Here is a 19,199-nt window from a genome sequence, read left to right on the forward strand (position 1 = left end):
AACCAGGGCGTTGCGCCCGCGCCACCATGGGGAGGACACATGGATACCAGGCCTGAAAATCCGCCGCGCGCGATTGAAGAGTTGTCGGGATACTTGTCGCAGGGGTTGGTTGGGCATGAACACCTGATCGAATGCCTTTTGATCGCACTGCTGGAAGGTGGTCACCTTCTGGTCGAGGGCGCGCCCGGCCTGGCCAAGACCCGCGCTGTCAAATGGCTGTCAAACGCTGTAGAGGGCAGTTTTGCACGGATACAATGCACCCCCGACCTGATGCCGTCGGACGTGACCGGAACGCCGGTTTACAAGTCGCAGGATGGGCGGTTCGAATTTGTTCCGGGGCCGGTCTTTCACACCCTCGTTCTGGTTGATGAGATCAACCGGGCACCACCCAAGGTTCAATCCGCCCTGCTTGAAGCCATGGCCGAGCATCAGGTGACCGTCGGGAACGAAACCCACGCACTTCCCGATCCATTTCTGGTCATTGCCACTCAGAACCCGATCGAACATGACGGTACCTTTCCGTTGCCCGAAGCTCAGCTGGACAGGTTTTTGCTGCATGTGGTCCTGTCGCTGCCGGATCTGGAAACCGAACGCCGGATACTGGATCTGGTCATCGCGGAATCTCAGGACGGCCCACCGGATGTGCGGCGCATGACTCTCGAGGGTTTGCGCGCGGCCCGGTCAGATGCCCGTGCGGTTCATGTGGCACCGGAATTGCGGGATTACATCGTCCGCCTTGTCTCGGCCACGCGCGAGGGGCCGTTGGCGGACCACGTGGAACATGCTGTCTCGCCACGTGGGTCGCTTGCGCTGGCCTCGGCCGCGCGGGCGCGGGCTTATCTACGCGGCCGCGATTTTGCTTTGCCGGAAGATGTGGTCGCTGTGGCCCCCGACGCGCTGGCCCATCGGATGGTGCTGACCTGGCGGGCCATAGCGGATGGGCACAAACCGCGCAGTCTGGTGGCCGATATTCTGGATAGGGTGGAACCGTTGTGACCGACCTGTTGTCACAATCTGGTGTGAGCCTGACGTCGGACGCTCTGATCGCTCTGCGACGTCTGGCTTTGGCGGCGTATGCCAACCCGCCGGTTGTGGCCTTGCCCGGGGGATTTATGACCCGAAAGCGCGGGCAGGGCGTCGAGGTCGCAGATGCGCGTGAATATGTGGCTGGCGACGATATCCGCCATCTGGACCGGGGTACAACCGCGCGTACTGGGCGACTGCATGTCCGTCAGTTTCAGGAAGAGCGTGACCGGGTCTCACTGCTGGTTGCCGATTTTCGCGCGCCGATGTTCTGGGGGGTGCGACGGGCGTTTTTGTCTGTTGCCGCCGCCGAGGTACTGGCGCTGATTGGCTGGCACCTGATGGAGAGCGGCGGGCGTGTCGGTCTGTTGGCAATCACGACCGGGGCGCCGGTCATCGTCCCACCGCGCGGCAGAACGCGCGGAATGCTGGCTGTGATCGGCGGTCTGGTACAGGCCCATGGGCGCAGCCTGACATCTCTGCGGAACGGACAGGACGAAGGGCGACCGCTGGACCGGGCATTGGAAACCGTGGAGCGCCTGACCCGGTCGGGTTCAGAAATCATTATAGCATCGGGCTTCGACAAACCCGGCGATGGGCTTGCCGACCGGTTGGACCGTATTGCCCATCGCCGCCGCCCACGGCTGGTCCTAGTCACCGAGAGTAAGACAGACGAGATGCCGCGCGGCTGGTACCCCATGCGCCTGTCAGACGGGCAACAGAAACGTGTGTATCTGAGCGGTGGCAGGGCGCGAAATAAGGACCTGTATCATCAAACAATCGCAACGCATTCGGCCCTTGTTCTGAATGCCAGTGACCCGGTCGAGGACACCAGCCGCCGCATCGCAGCCGCGTTTCCCGAGAGGATCGCCGCATGAATGAAACTGCGATGTCCGAAGCCACAATGTTGGCCAGCCTGAGGGACACACGTCTGCCGGCCGAGGCAGCGGGTGGCGTTTTGGCTGAATACGCCGCGGTGGTCGGAATGGCGGCGTTGGCCGCGGTTTGTGTCGTCTTCGTTTTACGGTTGCTGAGTATCCGACGCGTTGCGACGCGGACAGGCTTCGCTGTTGACACGCAGCCCGACATGTCAGGCTGGTCTGATGACCGCCGAAGGGTCGCTTTGTTGCATCAGCTTCGCAAGCGGGACCCGAAACGCTATTCGGAACTCGCAGGTGATCTGTACCGGCCGGGTGGAGGTCCCGATCTGGCGTCGCTTAAAGACGAGGTCGCGCGCCGTGTTTGAGCTCGCCGATCCTCTGGTGCTCCTCCTTTTGCCTGTTCCGTTGCTTATCTCGCGGTTAGTCAAGCCCCGGCCGGTGCTGGAACGCGGCTTTCCGGTTCCGGATCGAATCGGCGCGTTGCTTGCGGCGGCCGGCTCGGGCCACGCGCCCGGTGGCCATGCGATGGCGGACAAAGCGATCTTGTGGCTCATCTGGATACTGATGGTATTCGCGGTGTCCGGGCCGCGCGAACTGACGCCGGTCAGCGCCCTGAAAGTCTCGGGTCGCGATCTTGCGATTGTACTGGATATGTCCGGATCGATGGTGCGCGATGATTTCCACCTGGATGGCCGCCAGGTCACACGGCTTGAAGCCGTGACAACCGTGGGTGCTGATTTCGCCCGCCGCAGGGCAGGGGACCGGGTGGGGCTGATCGTTTTCGGGTCCGAGGCGTATTATGCCACCCCCTTCACTTTCGATACCGAGGCCGTCGCCCGCCGGATCGAAGAGGCCAGCATCGGCATTTCGGGGCGCGCGACAAATATCTCGGACGGTCTTGGACTGGCGCTGAAACGGATGGCCGACAGTCAGGCGGCGTCGCGGGTGGTTATCCTGCTGTCTGATGGGGTGAACAATGCCGGTGCCACCAATCCGCGTGGTGTCGCGGAACTGGCCGCCGGGATGGGCGTGCGCGTGCACACCATCGCGTTGGGACCCAAGGATTTGGAAACCGCAGAGATGGGCGAGCGTGGTGTCGTTGATGCGGCTACCTTGCGCGCCATTGCGCAGGTTTCGGGTGGAGAGAGCTTTCGCGTCAAAACCACCGATGACCTGATTGCGGTGACAGAGGCGCTGGACCGTCTGGAAGCTACCGACAGTGCAGGCCTGACCGCTGAAATTCATCGTAGCTATTGGACCTGGCCCGCCGCGCTGGCGGTTGTTTTTGCGCTTTGGGCGGCGTGGAGGCACGCGGAATGACAGCGCCGGAGTTCACCCTGCTCAGGCCCCTTTGGCTGCTTGCCCTTCCGGGTGTTGCCGGGCTTGCCTGGTGGGTGCTGTCCCGTGCACGCGGGTTCGGCGCGTGGGACAAGGTCGCGGATGCGGCGCTGATCAAGGCGATGGCGGCGATTGGCCGGATTGAGGGCGCAGCTTTCCCGCTGGCTCCGATTGTTCTTTTGCTAGTTGCGGGGCTCAGCGTGGTCGCCCTGACCGGCCCAGCAGTCGAGCGGCGCGACGCACAGACCTATCGCAATCTGGATGGTGTTTTGTTTCTGGTTGATGCTTCGGCCAGTGTTGTCGGCAACGAACGCTGGCCGCAGATGTTGACTATGGGCCGATTTGGTGTCGGCGCTTTGGGGTCCAGGCCTGGCGGGATCATAGTGTTTGCAGGCGACGCCTATGTCGCAACGGATATGACGACCGACCATCGGCAATTGGGTCAGACCTTTTCATTGATCGCTGCCGACACAGTACCCGACAAGGGATCCCGCCCCGAACGCGCGCTTGCGCTTTCCGCCCGGCGGATGGATGAGGCTGGCATCCTTGCCGGTGACGTGGTCCTGTTCACCGATGGTGAAGGCCTGGGGGCAGAATCCCTGCAACATGTTGCAGCCTTAGCCGGTCGCGACGTCAGAGTATCCTTGGTTGCGATGGCGGACTTATCCGCGCAGATGCAAACCCACGCGCGAGTTGGTGGGGGCGCCGTTTTCACATTGGACCAGACGGACGAGCTGGGGCAATGGCTGGCGCAGGACACAGCCGCGCGGCTGGAAAAGGCGGACTACCCGGTGCTTTTCTGGCACGATCTGGGGCGGTACATTCTGGTCCTCGCTCTGTTCCCGATGCTGCTGTTGTTCTGGAGGGAAAGGGCATGAAGTGGCTGGCCCTGTTAGGAGCTGCTTTTGTGGGGCTCGCCCTTGCACTGGGTGGTGCTGCACCCTTTGGCCGGGTCGCCCTGGCGATAGGGGCGAATAGGGTCGCGGTGCAGCTGTTTTCGGACCCGGACTGGAGCGGCGTTGCTTTGTTTCGTGCAGGCGATTTTGACGCGGCCGCGCTGGCGTTCGAAGAGGCAGGAGCGATCTATAATCTGGGGAATACCGAGGTCTTTCGCGGTCGCCTCGCCGCCGGGTTGGAAGCCTATGATCAGGCGATTGCCACCGGAGATACGGATGCGCAGGCGAATTTCGACGTTGTGGCTGCCCATTATGCGGGCCTGCAGATCGACCCCGAAGCGCTTGGCCTGTTTCCAGAGCGCAAAACCGGACCGCAGGCCGACAGCTTCATCGCGCGCGGTGATGCCCGTGCGGCGGGCACTGGCAGCGAAGTCACCAATTCCAACACGATGCTCGGGCTGGCCGAACTGGACAGTCGCGGGCGTCTTGGGGTGCGGCGCATCTTTGACGACAAATTCATGGTGGCAGATGAGCGCTGGCTGAACCAGTTGTCCGACGTCCCCGGTGAATTCATGGTTGCCCGGATCGCGCAGGAGCACAAACGCCGCGCAAAACTGGGCCTGTCCCCGCCCGAGCCGGAGGACCCACGATGAAATGGCTTGTCCTGATGTGCCTGTTCGTTCCCGTGCACGCGGTGGCTCAATCGAAAACGGTTCTGCCCTCAGAACTGTCGATTGAGGTGACGGTCGAGGAAAACGTTGCAATCCCGTTCACGCGCGAGATGATCCTGATCTCTATCCGTGGCGTGTACCGGCGCCACATTACCAGGGAAAAGCTGGTTCAGCCCGATTTCAACGGCTTTAGCTGGGCGCAGCTTGGGCCGGATCACTGGACGGAAGAAAGGATCAATGGTCGAAACTTCAAAGTGTTTACCCGGAGAATGGCAGTTTACCCTGTCAGGTCCGGCACCCTGACGATTGGTCGGTTCACCCATAGCCTGACTCTGACGGATGAAAACGACGACTGGTTCCAGCATGATATCCAGTCTGAGCCACTGACGATTGAGGTCGCCACGGCTCCGGCCTCGGCCGGTTGGTGGTTTCCTGTCCGCGACCTGAAAATCTCGGATCAATGGTCGAATGCTCCCGATCAGTTGTCCCCAGGCGAAGGCGTGTTGCGTGTAATCCGGATCGAGGCATTAGGGGCAACGCCCGAGATGGTGCCCCCGATGCCCGAGTTGCATTCACCTTCGGCCATGATCTTCGCACATCCGGAAAAGCGGTTGGTCGAGCTGACACCGGACGGCCCGGTGACATACGCGTTCTGGCGCTGGACCATTCGACCCGGCAATGACACTTCGGGCATCGTTGAGCCACTGCAGTTCAGCTACTTCGATACGGTTGCCCGGGAAAACCGTGACGTCACCATCTCAGCTCAGCGTGTGGCCTACGGTACCGTCGCGGGCGGGGAAACAGGTGTGGAGTTGAACTCCGAACCAACCGCTGCACGACTACCCGGCTGGCCCGCTGTTGCTTTGGCGGCGTTCGTTTTTGCAATCGGAGTGGTCTGGGGCATGTCCGGCCGCAAGCTGACCGGCTTGCCGGCGCTGCAGCGTTTTGGAATCTTTGACCCGCTGGTGCGGGATCTCAGGACATGTGCCAGAACCGGGCGTGCCGACGGGCTGCGGCGGGCCGCGGCCGCGATCCTGCGCCGCGATGGACTGTCTCAAGCTCGCCTGGAACAGATGCGGGAATTCGACCGGAGGTTTTATGACCCCAAGGCTCCGGCACCTGATTTGATGGGATTTGCCCGTGACTTCCTGCGTAACTGAGTGGTTCCAGCAGTCAAGTTTCTGTTAAATAGAACCTTTTTCTCTGGTATCAAACTGAAACAGTTGAAACGTTCCAAAATTGATGTACCTTTCCCAGCGGAGGAGAAGCAATGCAACCGGTGGGATACCCCAAAGCGGTGGACCAAGTGTCCAACGTTTTGATCGTGGACGATCATCCGCTTTTTAGCGATGCGCTGGCTGCAGCATTGCAGCTTAGCTTCGAGAATTGCCGTATCGAAAAAGCTAAGACGCTGAAGCAGACATTCGAGGTGCTGAGCGGAGGGTTCAAGCCCGACCTGATCATGTTCGACCTGAAACTGCCGGATGTCACAGGTATCTCGGGGTTCCAACAGTTGCGTGACCGGTGGCCTTCTGCCCCTGTTCTTGTCATTTCAGCGCTTGCTTCCGGCGAGCTTGTGCGATCTCTGATCGATTATGGCGCCATGGGTTTTCTTCCCAAAGACGCCTCCGCGCAGACGCTGAAATTCGCCATCCACGAGGTCACTGCAGGCCGCAGGTATGTTCCGCCGGAATACAACCGTATCGAAGAACTGAAATCGCCGGAAGCCACGGTGTACCAGTCAAGCCCCGAACTCTCGACGCTGACGCCGCAGCAGGTACGCATCCTCAAGCTCATTTGTGTGGGCAAATCGAACAAGCAAATCGCCTATGAGCTGTCGCTGGCCGAGGCCACGGTCAAGGCGCATATCACGGCGTTGCTGCGCCGTCTGGGCGTTCGCAACCGAACCCAAGCCGCGGTTTTGGTCGACTCGGTTATGGCCCGCCAGACACGGCACGAACCGGAGGTTAAGTCCTTTCTGCAACACTGAGGATCGCACATGCGGGATCTGAAGCCCGGACCACACTTCATCACAACAGGCCGCTCGCTTGCGTCAGACCCACATGCAGCCGTTGAAGAAGCGTGTGCGGATATCGACAGCCGGACGTGCTGCTTTGTTCTGGCCTTTATCCCCAACGATCTTGACCCCGTCGAAGTGTCGCGCGGCCTGAACCGAAAATTGGCCGGTGTGCCTGTTTTCGGATGCACAACCGCCGGGCAGATCACGGAACTCGGGTATGAATCCGATACGCTGCTGTTGCTTTCATTCCCTAAATCGAACTTTCGCTGCTCATCCATCCTGTTCGAAGAACTCAGACCGCTGGATTCAACGGAAATCGCTGCCAATGCGCAGCGACAGGCAGAGCGATTTCGCCACACCGCCGGCTGGAACAGGTTGGCGCTTGTGTTCTCGGACGGGTTGTCGAAACAGGAAGACTTGCTGGTTTCCACGCTTGAGGCCGTTGTGGATGGTTTGCCGATTTTTGGTGGATCAGCAGGGGATGGCCTGCAATACGAAGAGACATTTGTGCTTCACAGCGGCAAGGCGCACAGCAATGCCGCAGTCCTGCTTTTGATTGAAACGAACCTGAGGTTTCAGGGCATTGGTTTTGACCATTTCCTGCCAATCGGGTCCGAAATCATCATCACGGATGCCGACCCCGAAGAGCGTGTGGTTTATGAGATCAACGGCGCGCCCGCGGCCCTGGAATACGCCCGCCTGGTCGGTTGCTCCGCCGAGGATCTGTCACCGCTGGTATTTGCTGAAAACCCGCTGTTGCTGCGGCAGAACCTGAACTATTACGTGCGCGCCATTCGCGAGGCGATGGACGGGCATTCGCTGTCTTTTCTGGCTGCCATCGACGACGGCCTGATCATGACCCTCGGGCGTGGCAAGGAAATCATCGAAACGCTTGAAGCCGGGCTGGACGTGCGCGACAACGCCGGAAATGCGCCGGATTTCATCCTTGGTTTCGATTGCGTGCTGCGTAAGCTGGAGATCGAACAAAAGCAACTGAGCAAACAGGTTTCAGATGTGCTGCAAACCCGCCGTGTTGTGGGGTTCAATACCTATGGGGAACAGCAATCGGGCTTACATATGAACCAGACTTTTGTCGGCGTGGCCTTTTTTGAACCTGAAAAACGTGAACTGAGCTGACCATGCTGAACCCGGACGATCCGCTGGAACTTCAGGTCGTCAAACAGGCCAAGATCATCGATGCGCTGATGCGTCGTGCCAATCGCCAGAAAGACGTGGGCCCCTCTGCGTTCCGCGCCTTTCAGTCGGCGATTGAACTGCAACAACGGGTGATGGAGCAAAGCCGCGACCTTGAACGTGCTACCATCGAACTGGAAAGCGCCAGATACGAGCGGGAGCAGACGCGAAAAAGCCTGGTCAAGGCGCTGTCCTCAATGGAGGAAGGGTTTGCGCTGTTCACCGATGGTGAGCTGAACCTTTGCAACGAGCTGTTCCAGGCAGTTTTTTCGGATGTTTCCGAGCTTGTCAGGCCGGGCCTCAGGCTGCGGCGTTTTTTTGCCCTGGTGCAGGGCAGTGGGCAGTTTGTGTCTTCTGACCGGGGGGTGTCGAACATGCCCGATGTGCTGGAACGAAATACGCGGTCCGGCATGGTAACAAGCGAGGTGATCGAACTGCGCGGCGACCGTTGGTACAAGCTGAGCGCGCAGTACACCTCGGAAGAGAATGTCGTCATTCTACTCACCGATATCACTTCGGTCGTGCGCCGGAACCGGGACGAGAAAGAAACTCTTATCGACCGGCAGGAAGATTACCTTCAGGCGGTCTTTCAAAACATGAGTTCGGGGGTTTGCACGTTTTCGGCAACCGGCGACGTCATGATGCACAATGCCCGGTTTCGTGAAATTCTGAACCTGCCGCAATCGCTGTTGCCTGAGAACGCACCGGTACAGTCCCTATTGGACCTGCTGCGCGCGCGCGGGTTGATCAGAACCGATGATGAACTGAAAATCGGTAGGTGGCATCACGAACTGAAAAATCGGGGCTGGCTGCGCAAGCGTGTACGCGACGGGGTAGATCGGGTTCTAGACATTCAGGCCAACCAGTTGCCGGATGGCGGCTTTCTGGTCGAACTGAAAGACGTGACACTTGAGGCACGCGCGACGGAAACGCTGGAAAACCGCGTTATGGAGCGGACGGCTGAGCTGACGCGCGCCAACGAGAAACTGACGCGGGAATACGAAGAAAAAGCCCGTGTCGAAGAGGCGTTGCGGATAGCAAAGGAACGCGCCGAGGCCGCGGTGTCATCAAAGACCCGATTCCTGGCTGCGGCCAGTCACGACCTTCTTCAACCGATCAACGCAGCTAAGCTGATGATCTCAACCCTGACCGAGATTTCGCGCGACACTGAGTTCTACGAAATGATCGAACGTCTGGACGGTGCGTTTGGGTCGGCGGAACAGTTGCTTCATTCGCTGCTTGATATTTCGCGCCTGGAAACCGCCGATCCGGATACGGTTTCACCGACGAATGTCAGTCTGGCGTCTGTCATTGCCGGTATTCAGGGCGATCAGACGCTGGTTGCCGAGAACAAGAACGTGCGGCTAGACGTCGTGCCCAGCTCGGCTTTCGTTCATTCTGATCCGGTTTATCTGCTGCGATCCATTCAGAATCTGGTGGTGAATGCGATCCAGTACACCGAACCCGGCGGCAGGGTATTGGTGGGATGTCGCCACCGTGGCGACAAGGTCGTCCTGCAGGTTTGGGATACCGGAATTGGCATCGCGCGAAAGGACCAGGCGCGCGTGTTCGAAGAATTCACCCGGGCGGACAACGTGCCGCTGGGTTCAGGCATGGGATTGGGCCTGTCTGTGGTTGACCGGGCATGTCGACTATTGGGCCACAAGCTGTCGTTACGATCCAAGCCCGGCGTCGGGTCCGTTTTCAGCATTGAGATGGACCGGGTCGAGGCGGATCGTGGTGTCACGGAAACACCCGATCTATTGCTGCATACCGGGGACGTTCCGCTGGATTATATCGTGCTCGTCATCGAAAATGACCGCGATGTTCTTTTTGGCACCACGCAGTGGCTGGAACAGAATGGCGCCAGCGTGCTGCCAGCCCGATCACCCCAAGAGGCGATGCGCTTTGTCACCGATATGGGTATGCCGCCCGATATCATACTGGCCGATTACCAGTTGGACGATGGCGACACCGGGGTCAGTGCGATCCGCCAGATCCGTCAGATGACCCGGTCCCGGGTTCCGGCCATTCTGATCACCGCAGATCGCAGCGAAGCGGTACGCAAGGCCGGTCTGAGACATGAGATTTCGGTTATGACGAAACCGGTTAAACTGTCGCGTTTGCGGTCATTGATCGTCTGGAAAATTCATCACAGCGTGATCACCCAGACGCTCGACACCGACAAAAGTCGGCAATGACAGGAACGCTAAAGGCCGTACTCTCACAAGCGGGAGGGCGCTTGCTCATGAGGACGCTAATAATCGTGCTTGCCGTATTTGGCCTGAGCTTCAATCCGGCCTTTGCGGCATCGGCTGATGGGGAAAAGGCCTATGATCTTCTGTTCCAGGAGGGTGTTCTGGATAGCATCGCCCGGGACAAAGAGCTTGTCTATCAACGCATGGTGACTAACGGCCTGAAGCCCGAAACCGCCGCGCGCGATACCGGGGACATAGCGCTCAGCTTCACCGATGACGGCTCGGAAATGGCACATCTGGAGTTTCGGCAGGACGACAAGCATCGAGCGATGGGCGTGTTTCCGGCCAGCGTTGGCAACCCGATGATCATGGTTTTCTATGAAAGCACCATTCGCGATATGGCCGAAACCGCAGGTGGCAGTCCGTTTTATATTCGCAATCGTGTGAAAGATGCGCTGGTTCAACCTGCCGAAGTGGTTGCAGGTCAGGCGGTTTTCGACGGCAAAACCGTACCCGTGCAGATCATCCGAATGCGCCCGTTTGAAAATGATCCGAACAAGGACCGAATGCAGGGGTTTGGAGATCTGGTGCTGAGTGTGACAGTCTCAGAGCAGGTGCCGGGGTGGTATCTGCGGCTGGTGGCCGAGACAGATCCGGAAAACGGCTCTGATGTCATCTATCGCTCGGAAATGCAGTTCGAAGGAGTGCAGGAGGGCCGGGAATGACGGTTTCGATGCGTTTTGCAATAGTTGTTGCAACGTTTTGTGCTGCTGCGCCACCCGCGTCCATGGCACAAAGCGTGGCGGAGCGGCTGAATGACTATCCTACCGCCGCAAGGGCAGATTTTGTATTCGCTTGTATGGTCACCAATGGCCAGTCCCGCGAAATGCTGGACCGGTGTTCGTGTTCGATCGACCTGATCGCCTCGATCCTGCCATATGAAAGATACGAACAGGCCGAAACAGTTCTGTCGATGCGCCGGGTCGGTGGCGAGCGCATGGCGTTCTTCAAAAGTGCAGTAATGGCGGAAGCAATGGTTGCCGACCTGCGCAGGGCGCAGGCCGAGGCCGAAGTTGTCTGTTTCTAACAGGCGTTAGCTGGCCGCCGATTTCGGCAAGTCCGCTTCGAAGCTGTTGCCTTCGGTATCGGTCGCCTTGACCGTCAGGGTTGTCGTGCCGTTGTCGTTGTAGGTAAAGCGGAACACCGGGTTTTCCGAGATCGAAATACCACCATCCATGGTGAACAGTAGTTCTTCTCCCTGCCACACCTCGAGATGATCAATGAAATGCGCGGGAATGAACAGCTGGGTTACCTGATCACGCTGCAGGCCGGAGTAATTCGGGTGGCGGATCATGATCTGTGCTTCACGACGGGGGGTAGACATCTGCACCTCGTCCCCGAAGCTGCGCAGCTTCATCTTGCCCATCGATGCCAAGGCGACCTCAGGGTCCTTGGTGGCCGGGGCCGAACATCCTCCGGATGCTTTGACAAAACGGCCTGTCATGTGCAGCCCGTCCGGCGTTTCAGCAATCACGCGGATGTTGGAATACTGGTTTACGCGAATCCGCATTTCGAAATCCAGCGATCCCATAGCCGGTGAAAAGGTAAAAACCCCAGCGATAGGCGCCGGGTTTTCGTCAATCACGACGGTGGCGGCGGTGATCCGGGCATCAGGGTCCAGTTGCGTTAGAACAAGCGGAACCGTCGCCGCATCATGCGCGCGGTAGGGTGCGTCTATCGACAGCAGCCTGTCGGCGTTTCCGAGTTCGGCGTCTCCAACCACGTCATATTGCAAATCCTGCCAGGTCTCGCCTTCGACCAACGGATTTTTTACGGGTTGTTCCGCCCAGACGGGCAGTGACAGTGCAAATGAAAGGACCGCGGCCGGTCCGGTCAGTCTGGCCATGTTGTCTCCTCCGGTAACCGGTGCAGGAAAATATGCCATAAAACCCCCATAAAATATACGCCGACGAAAGGCTGTGTGGCTCTGGGGGCAAACTGTGCGAAAGTTCAGGACGGAGGGTCGCAATGTTCGAAGCCGTTTTCATGATGTGTTTCGAGGCACCGGATGGGCCGTGCCGGGAACAGCTGCTGCCGGGCTACGAGGCTGCGTCGTTGGCGGAATGCGAACGAAATCTGGCCGCCAATCCCTCGGTCGACGATCAGATGCAGGGCAGAGACGTGTATTGCCAACCTGTTGGTGTGGCACTGGAATTTCTCGAAGTTGCACCCGGCCTCTTTGTTCATCTCGGGCGGATTGAAGAGCCAAACGCGGACAACCTTGGGGATGTTTCCAATATCGGCTTTGTCATTGGTGAAGACAGTGTTGCAGTTGTCGATACCGGCACCGCGCCATGGATGGGTGAGGCCACCTGGCGAGCCATCCGGGAAAGAACGGACAAGCCCGTCAGTCACGTAATTTTGACCCACATGCACCCGGATCACGTGCTCGGCACCGCGCCTCTGGCCCGTTCCGGTGCGCAGGTGGTAGGCCATTCGGGGCTGGAAAGGGCCTTGCTGGACAGGCAAAGCAATTATGTCGAAAGCCTGAGCGCTGTGATCGGCCCTGCGGAATTCATCGGAGTCGAACCGATCACTGTCGATCTGTCAGTGGATGAGGACGTTGAAATCGATCTGGGACATCGGAAGCTGGCGCTGCGTGCCTGGCCCGTGGCCCATACCGGGAACGATCTGACCGTGTTGGATCAGGGTTCTGGCGTTCTGTTCACCGGCGATTTAGTGTTTCACATGCACACACCGGCGCTGGATGGCCGGTTAGTCGGTTGGCGCCGAGTCCTGAACGGGATGTCCGGGCTTGAGGTCAATCAGATCGTGCCGGGCCATGGCGGTCCGGTGCTGGCATGGCCAGACGGTGCGAAAGACATGCAGCGGTATCTCGAGGTGCTTGAGACGGACACCCGCGCCGCGATTGACAGCGGTCAGCGACTGGGCGAGGCCGTCGAAACGATCGCGCAGAGCGAAGCAGACAGATGGGACCTGTTTGAGGCTTACAACCCACGCAACGCAACCGTTGCCTTTACCGAACTGGAATGGGAATAGCCGCCCTCAGCGCAAGGCGCGGTTCAGGTTCTTGGCGGCGTCCAGATTGGTTTCTTTGCCCCCCACGACACCCGTCAGGCGCGTGGCCGTCAGATCCGCGTCAGTAAAATCAGCACCCGTCAGCGTGGCCCCCGATAAATCCGCTCCCCCCAAAGTGGCCATCGACATGTCGGCATTGGTGAAATTGGCACCGGGCAGTTTGGCAAATTCCAGATCCGCTCGGGACATCCGTGCGCCGGTGAAATCCGCATCGGCCCCTTTCGCCGATTTCAGAACACCGCGCATCAGCCCCATCGACTGGTTGCGCATATCCGCCGAGAAATCGGCCCCCCGAAACACGGTTCGGCTCAGGTTCGCCTTGGTAAAGTCGGCGGCGGTTCTGGCATTGGTGAAATCGGCATCGCTCAGGTTGGCTTTGCCAAGCTGGGTTTGAAACAGCTCGGCCCCGACCAACGAAGCGCCAGAGAGGTCGGCGCCGATCATCCAGGCCTGGCTCAGAACGGCTCCGTCAAGGTTCGATCCCGACAGATCGGCCCCGTTCAGCGAGGCTGCCCGCAGAATCGCGTTGCCGAAATTCAATCCAGACAGGTTCAGGTTGTTGAGCCAGACCCTCGTAAAATCTGCTGGATTGTCAGCTGTTGCCGCGTCCAGCCGGGTCATGACTTCGGCACGGGTCAGTTGTGCCTCGGTCATTTTGGGCAGTGTCATGTCAACACCGCTCAACGCCGTCTGGCAAAGGGCGTGAAGCGGCGCAAGGGTCAGGAATACAATCAGTAAGGGTCTCATGTTGCCCTCCTGCTGGTTTGAAACCGGCTGTCAGCCCTGATCAGCGGCCAACTGCTGCAGCATTTGTGAAATGGCAAACAGGCGGCGTTCAATGATCTGCGGGGTTTCGCACAGATAGATGATCGATCGTTGGCGGTCCGAATAGATCAACTGATCCCAATCCAGCTGCTCTTCCAACGCATCGACTTGGTCGTAATCTGGCGGATCAGCGGTCAAGGCCTGATCCATTTCTGCTCGGGCGAGGTCGATTTTATCAGCCAGTTCAATCTGTTTGAGCGAAAACTCTCCGATACCGTCGATGATACGCGCACGTCGTTTTGACAGCGTGTCGAAAACCCGTTGAAAGACCCGGCCTAGCACGTCGGGATCGCCATTGTGGCGCGCCGCAAAGGCAGCGACCTGGGGCTGAAGGTCCTCAAGTTCGATCCGGCGCAGTGCCAGTAGGGCGGCGATTTCATCGATCTCTGACTGAAACTCGGTTTCCGCGTCATTGATCTGGTTCGGCCACATCAGGCCCAGCGACAGGTTTTCGACCTTACGCTGAATGCAAGGCCACGTTGGATCGGAGAAGTCCGCAGAAAAACCGGGACCCGCCAAGCTGATCATGGCCAGAGCCAATATGGTGCGCTTGCTGATCGACATCGCAGGTCTCCTCTACCCCGATACTATGCCCGAAGCCTGCGCGCTGTGTCCATCAAACCCAATACACACCATTGTCTTAATTGTTTGAACTACATGCCAGCCCTCATACTTAGCCCAGACACTTGGATTGATTGATTCCGGTGTATGGGAGGACAGACAAACATGAGAACACGTGCGGCAGTGGCTGTGGCGGCGGGTCAACCTTTGGAAATTATGGAGGTTGAACTCGACGGTCCCAAAGCGGGTGAAGTACTGATTGAGGTCAAGGCGACAGGGCTTTGCCACACGGATGAGTTCACCCGCTCGGGCGATGACCCCGAAGGGATATTCCCGGCCATTCTGGGCCACGAAGGGGCAGGGGTTGTGCTGGAGGTCGGCGAAGGGGTCACCAGCCTTGAGGTCGGCGATCACGTCATTCCGCTTTACACCCCCGAATGCCGCGAGTGCGAATATTGCCTGAACCCCAAGACAAACCTCTGCCAGAAAGTGCGGGCGACGCAGGGCGCGGGCCTGCTACCGGATGGCACAACGCGGTTCAGTATGCTGGATGGCACGCCGATCCATCACTACATGGGATGCTCGACCTTCGCCAATCACACGGTGGTTCCAGAGATTGCTCTGGCCAAGGTGCGCAAGGACGCGCCGTTCGACAAGATCTGCTACATCGGCTGTGGCGTCACCACTGGTATCGGCGCAGTGATCAACACCGCCAAGGTTGAGATCGGCTCCCGCTGTGTCGTCTTTGGCCTGGGCGGGATCGGGCTGAACGTCATTCAGGGCTGCCGCATGGCAGGTTGCGATCAGATTGTCGGCGTCGATCTGAACGATGGTAAGGTCGAAATGGCCAAACATTTCGGCATGACCGATTTTGTGAACCCATCAACCGTGAGCGGCGATCTGGTTGCGCATCTGGTGGAACTGACAGGCGGTGGCGCGGATTACACCTTTGATGCCACGGGCAATGTCGGCGTGATGCGAACCGCGTTGGAATGTGCACATAAAGGCTGGGGCGAGAGCATCATCATAGGCGTCGCGCCTGCGGGGGCCGAAATCTCGACCCGTCCGTTCCAGTTGGTCACCGGCCGGTCATGGCGCGGTACGGCGTTTGGTGGCGCAAAGGGCCGTACCGACGTGCCCAAGATCGTCGACTGGTACATGGACGGCAAGATCGAGATCGACCCGATGATCACGCACAAGCTGAAGCTTGAAGAGATCAACCACGGGTTCGATCTGATGCACGAGGGCAAATCGATCCGGGCGGTAGTGGAGTACTGATATGGATCTCAAGGTCATCTCACAGAACCGCAGTTTCGGAGGAGAGCAGATCGTCTACTCTCACCAGTCGAAGACTTGCAACTGTGAGATGACCTTTGCAGTTTATCTGCCGCCGCAGGCCAAAACCGGTCCGGTTCCGGTGTTGTGGTATCTGTCCGGCCTGACCTGCACGCATGAAAACGCCATGACCAAAGGTGGGTTTCAGGAGGCGGCGGCGGACTACGGCGTGGCTGTGATCTTCCCGGATACATCGCCTCGGGGCGAAGACGTGGCGGATGACGATGCATATGATCTGGGGCAGGGTGCAGGATTTTACGTGAATGCCACTCGCGATCCGTGGCGGTCTCACTTTCGGATGTATGATTACATTGTCGATGAATTGCGCGACATCGTACTGAAGAACTTTCCGGTGCAGGACCGCCACGGAATTACCGGGCATTCAATGGGCGGTCACGGTGCGCTGACAATCGCGCTTCGAAATGCCGACAAATTTGGGTCCCTTTCAGCCTTTGCGCCCATCGCGCATCCGACCCGTTCCGACTGGGGCCGCAAACAACTCAGCAGCTATTTGGGCGATGACGAAAACACTTGGGCCGAGCACGATTCAACCCTGTTGTTGGAAGAACACGGGTGGAAGGGCGATCTGCTGATCGATCAGGGGGCGGATGACCAGTTCCTTGACCTGCTCAAACCCGAGGCGCTGGCCAACATAATGGCCAAGTGCCGCCAGCCCGGACAAATCAGGATTCAACAGGGGTATGACCATTCATACTTCTTCGTGAACAGCTTTGCGCGGGACCATGTCGAGTGGCACGCAGAGCGTCTAAGCCAATGAGAAAAGGATAAACCGATAGTGTTCAGAACAACAATATCCGCAGCATTCCTAGCGCTTGTTCCACTTGCAGCGGTGGCCGAAGGTGACGTTGACGCCGGCGAAAAAGTGTTTCGCAAATGCAAGGCCTGCCACACCGTGGGAGAGGGCGCCGAGAACAAAGTCGGCCCGATGCTGAACGGAATTGTCGGCCGTCAGGCCGCGACGGTCGAGGGGTTTGGCTATTCACCGGTCCTGATCTCGCTATCGGAAGAAGGATTGGTCTGGACGCCCGAAGAACTGGACGCGTTTCTGACCAAGCCCCGGGACTATGCCAAGGGCATCAAGATGACATTCGCCGGTCTGCGCAAGGAAGAGGACCGGGTCAACATCATCGCTTATCTTGCGACCTTTGAAGACGAGGGGTCGTAGGACGCAAGATTGCTCGTCCTATCGCCGGTCAGAGGAGAGGCCGCCCGGATGAGCATAATAAAACACCATTGTCCGACCTGGGTGAGGTGTTTCACAGTGGCGAAACCGCCGCGCAAAAGGGAGGAGATTGAATGAAGAAGTTATCACTTTGGACCTCCGGGATTGCCATTGCAATGGCCACCACGGCTTATGCCAATGACGACCTGATTGCCCAGATGGACAACCCGAAGCAATGGGCCATCCAGACAGGCGACTACAAGAACCAGCGCTATTCGGAACTGGACCAGATCACGGCGGACAATGTCGGCGATCTGCAGGTTGCGTGGACCTTCTCGACCGGCGTTCTGCGCGGGCATGAGGGCTCGCCGCTGGTAATTGGCGACATGATGTATGTTCATACGCCGTTTCCCAATATCGTTTATGCCCTGAATCTGGCCGATGAAGGCAAGATCGTTTGGAAGTATGAGCCTAAGCAGGACCCGGATGTCATTCCGGTGATGTGCTGTGACACGGTGAACCGTGGTGTGGCCTATGCGGACGGCAAGATCTTCCTGCATCAGGCGGATACCAAGGTTGTGGCACTCGATGCCAATACCGGGGATGTAGTCTGGGAAGCACAAAACGGCGATCCGGCGATTGGTGAGACCAACACAGCCACCGTGCTGCCGGTCAAGGACAAGGTCATTGTCGGTATTTCGGGTGGTGAGTTTGGTGTGCGCGGGTCGGTCACGGCCTACGACATGAACTCGGGAGAGCAGGTCTGGCGGGCCTATTCAATGGGTCCGGATTCCGACATCCTGGCCGATCCGGAAAAAACCACCCATCTGGGCAAACCGGTGGGCGCAGATTCGGGCACCAATACCTGGGAAGGCGATCAGTGGAAGATCGGTGGCGGCACCACATGGGGCTGGTACTCGGTCGATCTGGACGAGAACCTGATGTACTACGGTACCGGGAATCCATCGACATGGAACCCGGCGCAGCGTCCGGGGGACAACCGCTGGTCGATGACCATCATGGCCCGCGATATCGATACCGGTATGGCACGCTGGTTCTACCAGATGACTCCGCATGACGAATGGGACTACGACGGCATCAATGAAATGATCCTGACGGAACAGGAAATTGATGGCACCGAGCGCAAGCTGCTAACCCATTTCGACCGCAACGGTCTTGGCTACACTCTGGACCGCGTGACGGGTGAACTGCTGGTGGCCGAGAAATTCGATCCGGTGGTCAACTGGACCACAGGCGTCGATATGGACCCCAACAGCGAAACCTATGGTCGTCCGGCGGTCGTTGCCCAATATTCGACGGAACAGAACGGCGAGGACGTGAACTCGACCGGTATCTGCCCGGCGGCTCTGGGTACGAAAGACCAACAGCCTGCGGCCTATTCGCCGAAGACGCAGGTGTTCTACGTGCCGACGAACCACGTCTGCATGGACTATGAACCGTTCCGCGTGTCCTATACTGCAGGTCAGCCCTATGTGGGCGCGACGCTGGCGATGTACCCGGCCCCCGACAGCCATGGCGGCATGGGTAACTTCATCGCGTGGGATAACATCAACGGTGAAATCAAGTGGTCGCTGCCCGAGCAGTTCTCGGTTTGGTCCGGTGCTCTGGCAACCGCGGGTGACGTGGTGTTCTACGGTACGCTAGAAGGGTATCTCAAGGCCGTTCATGCCGAAACGGGTGAGGAACTATACAAGTTCAAGACACCCTCCGGCATCATCGGCAACGTGATGACCTATGAGCACGGCGGCAAGCAGTACGTCGGCATCCTGTCAGGTGTTGGTGGCTGGGCCGGGATTGGTCTTGCGGCTGGTCTGACCAACCCCAACGATGGTCTGGGCGCCGTGGGAGGCTATGCCGCTCTCAGCGACTATACCGCGCTGGGTGGTCAATTGACCGTCTTCGCACTGCCGAACTGAACCAAGCCTCTGTCCGGCGCGGCCCAAAGTGGTCGCGC

General features: G+C 58.8%; 20 protein-coding genes. 17 read left to right on the plus strand and 3 right to left on the minus strand.

Going from position 1 to position 19,199, the window contains the following annotated elements:
* The first annotated feature begins 39 nt into the window (after positions 1–39).
* From GOW98_RS19680 to GOW98_RS19735, 12 genes are all read left to right on the plus strand, one after another.
* Positions 40–996, plus strand: coding sequence for an AAA family ATPase (locus GOW98_RS19680; RefSeq protein WP_170335200.1), 957 nt, complete (start codon positions 40–42; stop codon positions 994–996).
* Complete coding sequence (locus GOW98_RS19685; protein WP_170335202.1) at positions 993–1,901, plus strand: DUF58 domain-containing protein; 909 nt, start codon at positions 993–995, stop codon at positions 1,899–1,901. Before GOW98_RS19680 ends, GOW98_RS19685 begins: the two co-directional genes overlap by 4 nt.
* Positions 1,898–2,269: a hypothetical protein gene (locus GOW98_RS25830; protein WP_170335204.1), complete on the plus strand. Its 372-nt coding sequence runs from the start codon at positions 1,898–1,900 to the stop codon at positions 2,267–2,269. The genes GOW98_RS19685 and GOW98_RS25830 overlap by 4 nt, the downstream gene beginning before the upstream one ends.
* Positions 2,262–3,224 carry a VWA domain-containing protein gene (locus GOW98_RS19695; RefSeq protein WP_170335206.1) on the plus strand — a complete coding sequence of 321 codons (963 nt, stop codon included), beginning with the start codon at positions 2,262–2,264 and terminating at the stop codon, positions 3,222–3,224. The genes GOW98_RS25830 and GOW98_RS19695 overlap by 8 nt, the downstream gene beginning before the upstream one ends.
* Positions 3,221–4,120, plus strand: coding sequence for a vWA domain-containing protein (locus GOW98_RS19700; protein ID WP_170335208.1), 900 nt, complete (start codon positions 3,221–3,223; stop codon positions 4,118–4,120). Before GOW98_RS19695 ends, GOW98_RS19700 begins: the two co-directional genes overlap by 4 nt.
* Positions 4,117–4,791 (plus strand): hypothetical protein, encoded by a 675-nt coding sequence (locus GOW98_RS19705; RefSeq protein WP_170335210.1) that lies wholly within the window; start codon positions 4,117–4,119, stop codon positions 4,789–4,791. The genes GOW98_RS19700 and GOW98_RS19705 overlap by 4 nt, the downstream gene beginning before the upstream one ends.
* Positions 4,788–5,969: a BatD family protein gene (locus tag GOW98_RS19710; protein ID WP_170335212.1), complete on the plus strand. Its 1,182-nt coding sequence runs from the start codon at positions 4,788–4,790 to the stop codon at positions 5,967–5,969. The genes GOW98_RS19705 and GOW98_RS19710 overlap by 4 nt, the downstream gene beginning before the upstream one ends.
* A gap of 110 nt (positions 5,970–6,079) precedes the next feature.
* Complete coding sequence (locus tag GOW98_RS19715; RefSeq protein ID WP_170335214.1) at positions 6,080–6,799, plus strand: response regulator; 720 nt, start codon at positions 6,080–6,082, stop codon at positions 6,797–6,799.
* Between the two features lie 9 nt (positions 6,800–6,808).
* Positions 6,809–7,966: an FIST N-terminal domain-containing protein gene (locus GOW98_RS19720; protein WP_170335216.1), complete on the plus strand. Its 1,158-nt coding sequence runs from the start codon at positions 6,809–6,811 to the stop codon at positions 7,964–7,966.
* 2 nt (positions 7,967–7,968) lie between these two features.
* The gene (locus GOW98_RS19725; RefSeq protein ID WP_170335218.1) at positions 7,969–10,224 is read left to right on the plus strand and encodes a hybrid sensor histidine kinase/response regulator; all 2,256 of its coding nucleotides are present in this window, start codon (positions 7,969–7,971) and stop codon (positions 10,222–10,224) included.
* Positions 10,225–10,271: 47 nt separating this feature from the next.
* Positions 10,272–10,946, plus strand: coding sequence for a hypothetical protein (locus tag GOW98_RS19730; RefSeq protein WP_170335220.1), 675 nt, complete (start codon positions 10,272–10,274; stop codon positions 10,944–10,946).
* 8 nt (positions 10,947–10,954) lie between these two features.
* Complete coding sequence (locus GOW98_RS19735; RefSeq protein WP_170335363.1) at positions 10,955–11,308, plus strand: hypothetical protein; 354 nt, start codon at positions 10,955–10,957, stop codon at positions 11,306–11,308.
* A gap of 6 nt (positions 11,309–11,314) precedes the next feature.
* Here the strand turns inward: GOW98_RS19735 and GOW98_RS19740 are convergent, their stop codons facing one another.
* Positions 11,315–12,127: a quinoprotein dehydrogenase-associated SoxYZ-like carrier gene (locus tag GOW98_RS19740; RefSeq protein WP_170335222.1), complete on the minus strand. Its 813-nt coding sequence runs from the start codon at positions 12,125–12,127 to the stop codon at positions 11,315–11,317.
* A 122-nt stretch (positions 12,128–12,249) separates the two neighbouring features.
* Between GOW98_RS19740 and GOW98_RS19745 the strand changes: the two genes are divergently transcribed.
* Positions 12,250–13,281: a quinoprotein relay system zinc metallohydrolase 2 gene (locus tag GOW98_RS19745; RefSeq protein ID WP_170335224.1), complete on the plus strand. Its 1,032-nt coding sequence runs from the start codon at positions 12,250–12,252 to the stop codon at positions 13,279–13,281.
* 6 nt (positions 13,282–13,287) lie between these two features.
* Here GOW98_RS19745 and GOW98_RS19750 read toward each other — a convergent pair whose 3' ends face one another.
* Complete coding sequence (locus GOW98_RS19750) at positions 13,288–14,067, minus strand: pentapeptide repeat-containing protein (RefSeq protein WP_170335226.1); 780 nt, start codon at positions 14,065–14,067, stop codon at positions 13,288–13,290.
* 30 nt (positions 14,068–14,097) lie between these two features.
* On the minus strand, positions 14,098–14,709 hold the full coding sequence (locus tag GOW98_RS19755; protein ID WP_170335228.1) for a hypothetical protein: 612 nt from the start codon (positions 14,707–14,709) through the stop codon (positions 14,098–14,100).
* Between the two features lie 162 nt (positions 14,710–14,871).
* Between GOW98_RS19755 and GOW98_RS19760 the strand changes: the two genes are divergently transcribed.
* From GOW98_RS19760 to xoxF5, 4 genes are all read left to right on the plus strand, one after another.
* Entirely contained in the window at positions 14,872–15,984 is a 1,113-nt protein-coding gene (locus GOW98_RS19760) for an S-(hydroxymethyl)glutathione dehydrogenase/class III alcohol dehydrogenase (protein ID WP_170335230.1), read from the plus strand.
* 1 nt (position 15,985) lies between these two features.
* Positions 15,986–16,819, plus strand: a complete 834-nt coding sequence (gene fghA / locus GOW98_RS19765; RefSeq protein ID WP_170335232.1) for an S-formylglutathione hydrolase — start codon at positions 15,986–15,988, stop codon at positions 16,817–16,819.
* A gap of 18 nt (positions 16,820–16,837) precedes the next feature.
* Entirely contained in the window at positions 16,838–17,227 is a 390-nt protein-coding gene (locus tag GOW98_RS19770) for a c-type cytochrome (protein ID WP_170335233.1), read from the plus strand.
* A 131-nt stretch (positions 17,228–17,358) separates the two neighbouring features.
* Positions 17,359–19,161 (plus strand): lanthanide-dependent methanol dehydrogenase XoxF5, encoded by a 1,803-nt coding sequence (gene xoxF5, locus GOW98_RS19775; RefSeq protein WP_170335236.1) that lies wholly within the window; start codon positions 17,359–17,361, stop codon positions 19,159–19,161.
* The last annotated feature ends 38 nt before the right edge of the window (positions 19,162–19,199 follow it).

The sequence above is a fragment of the Ruegeria arenilitoris genome, from assembly GCF_013032445.1.
GTDB lineage: Bacteria > Pseudomonadota > Alphaproteobacteria > Rhodobacterales > Rhodobacteraceae > Ruegeria > Ruegeria arenilitoris_F.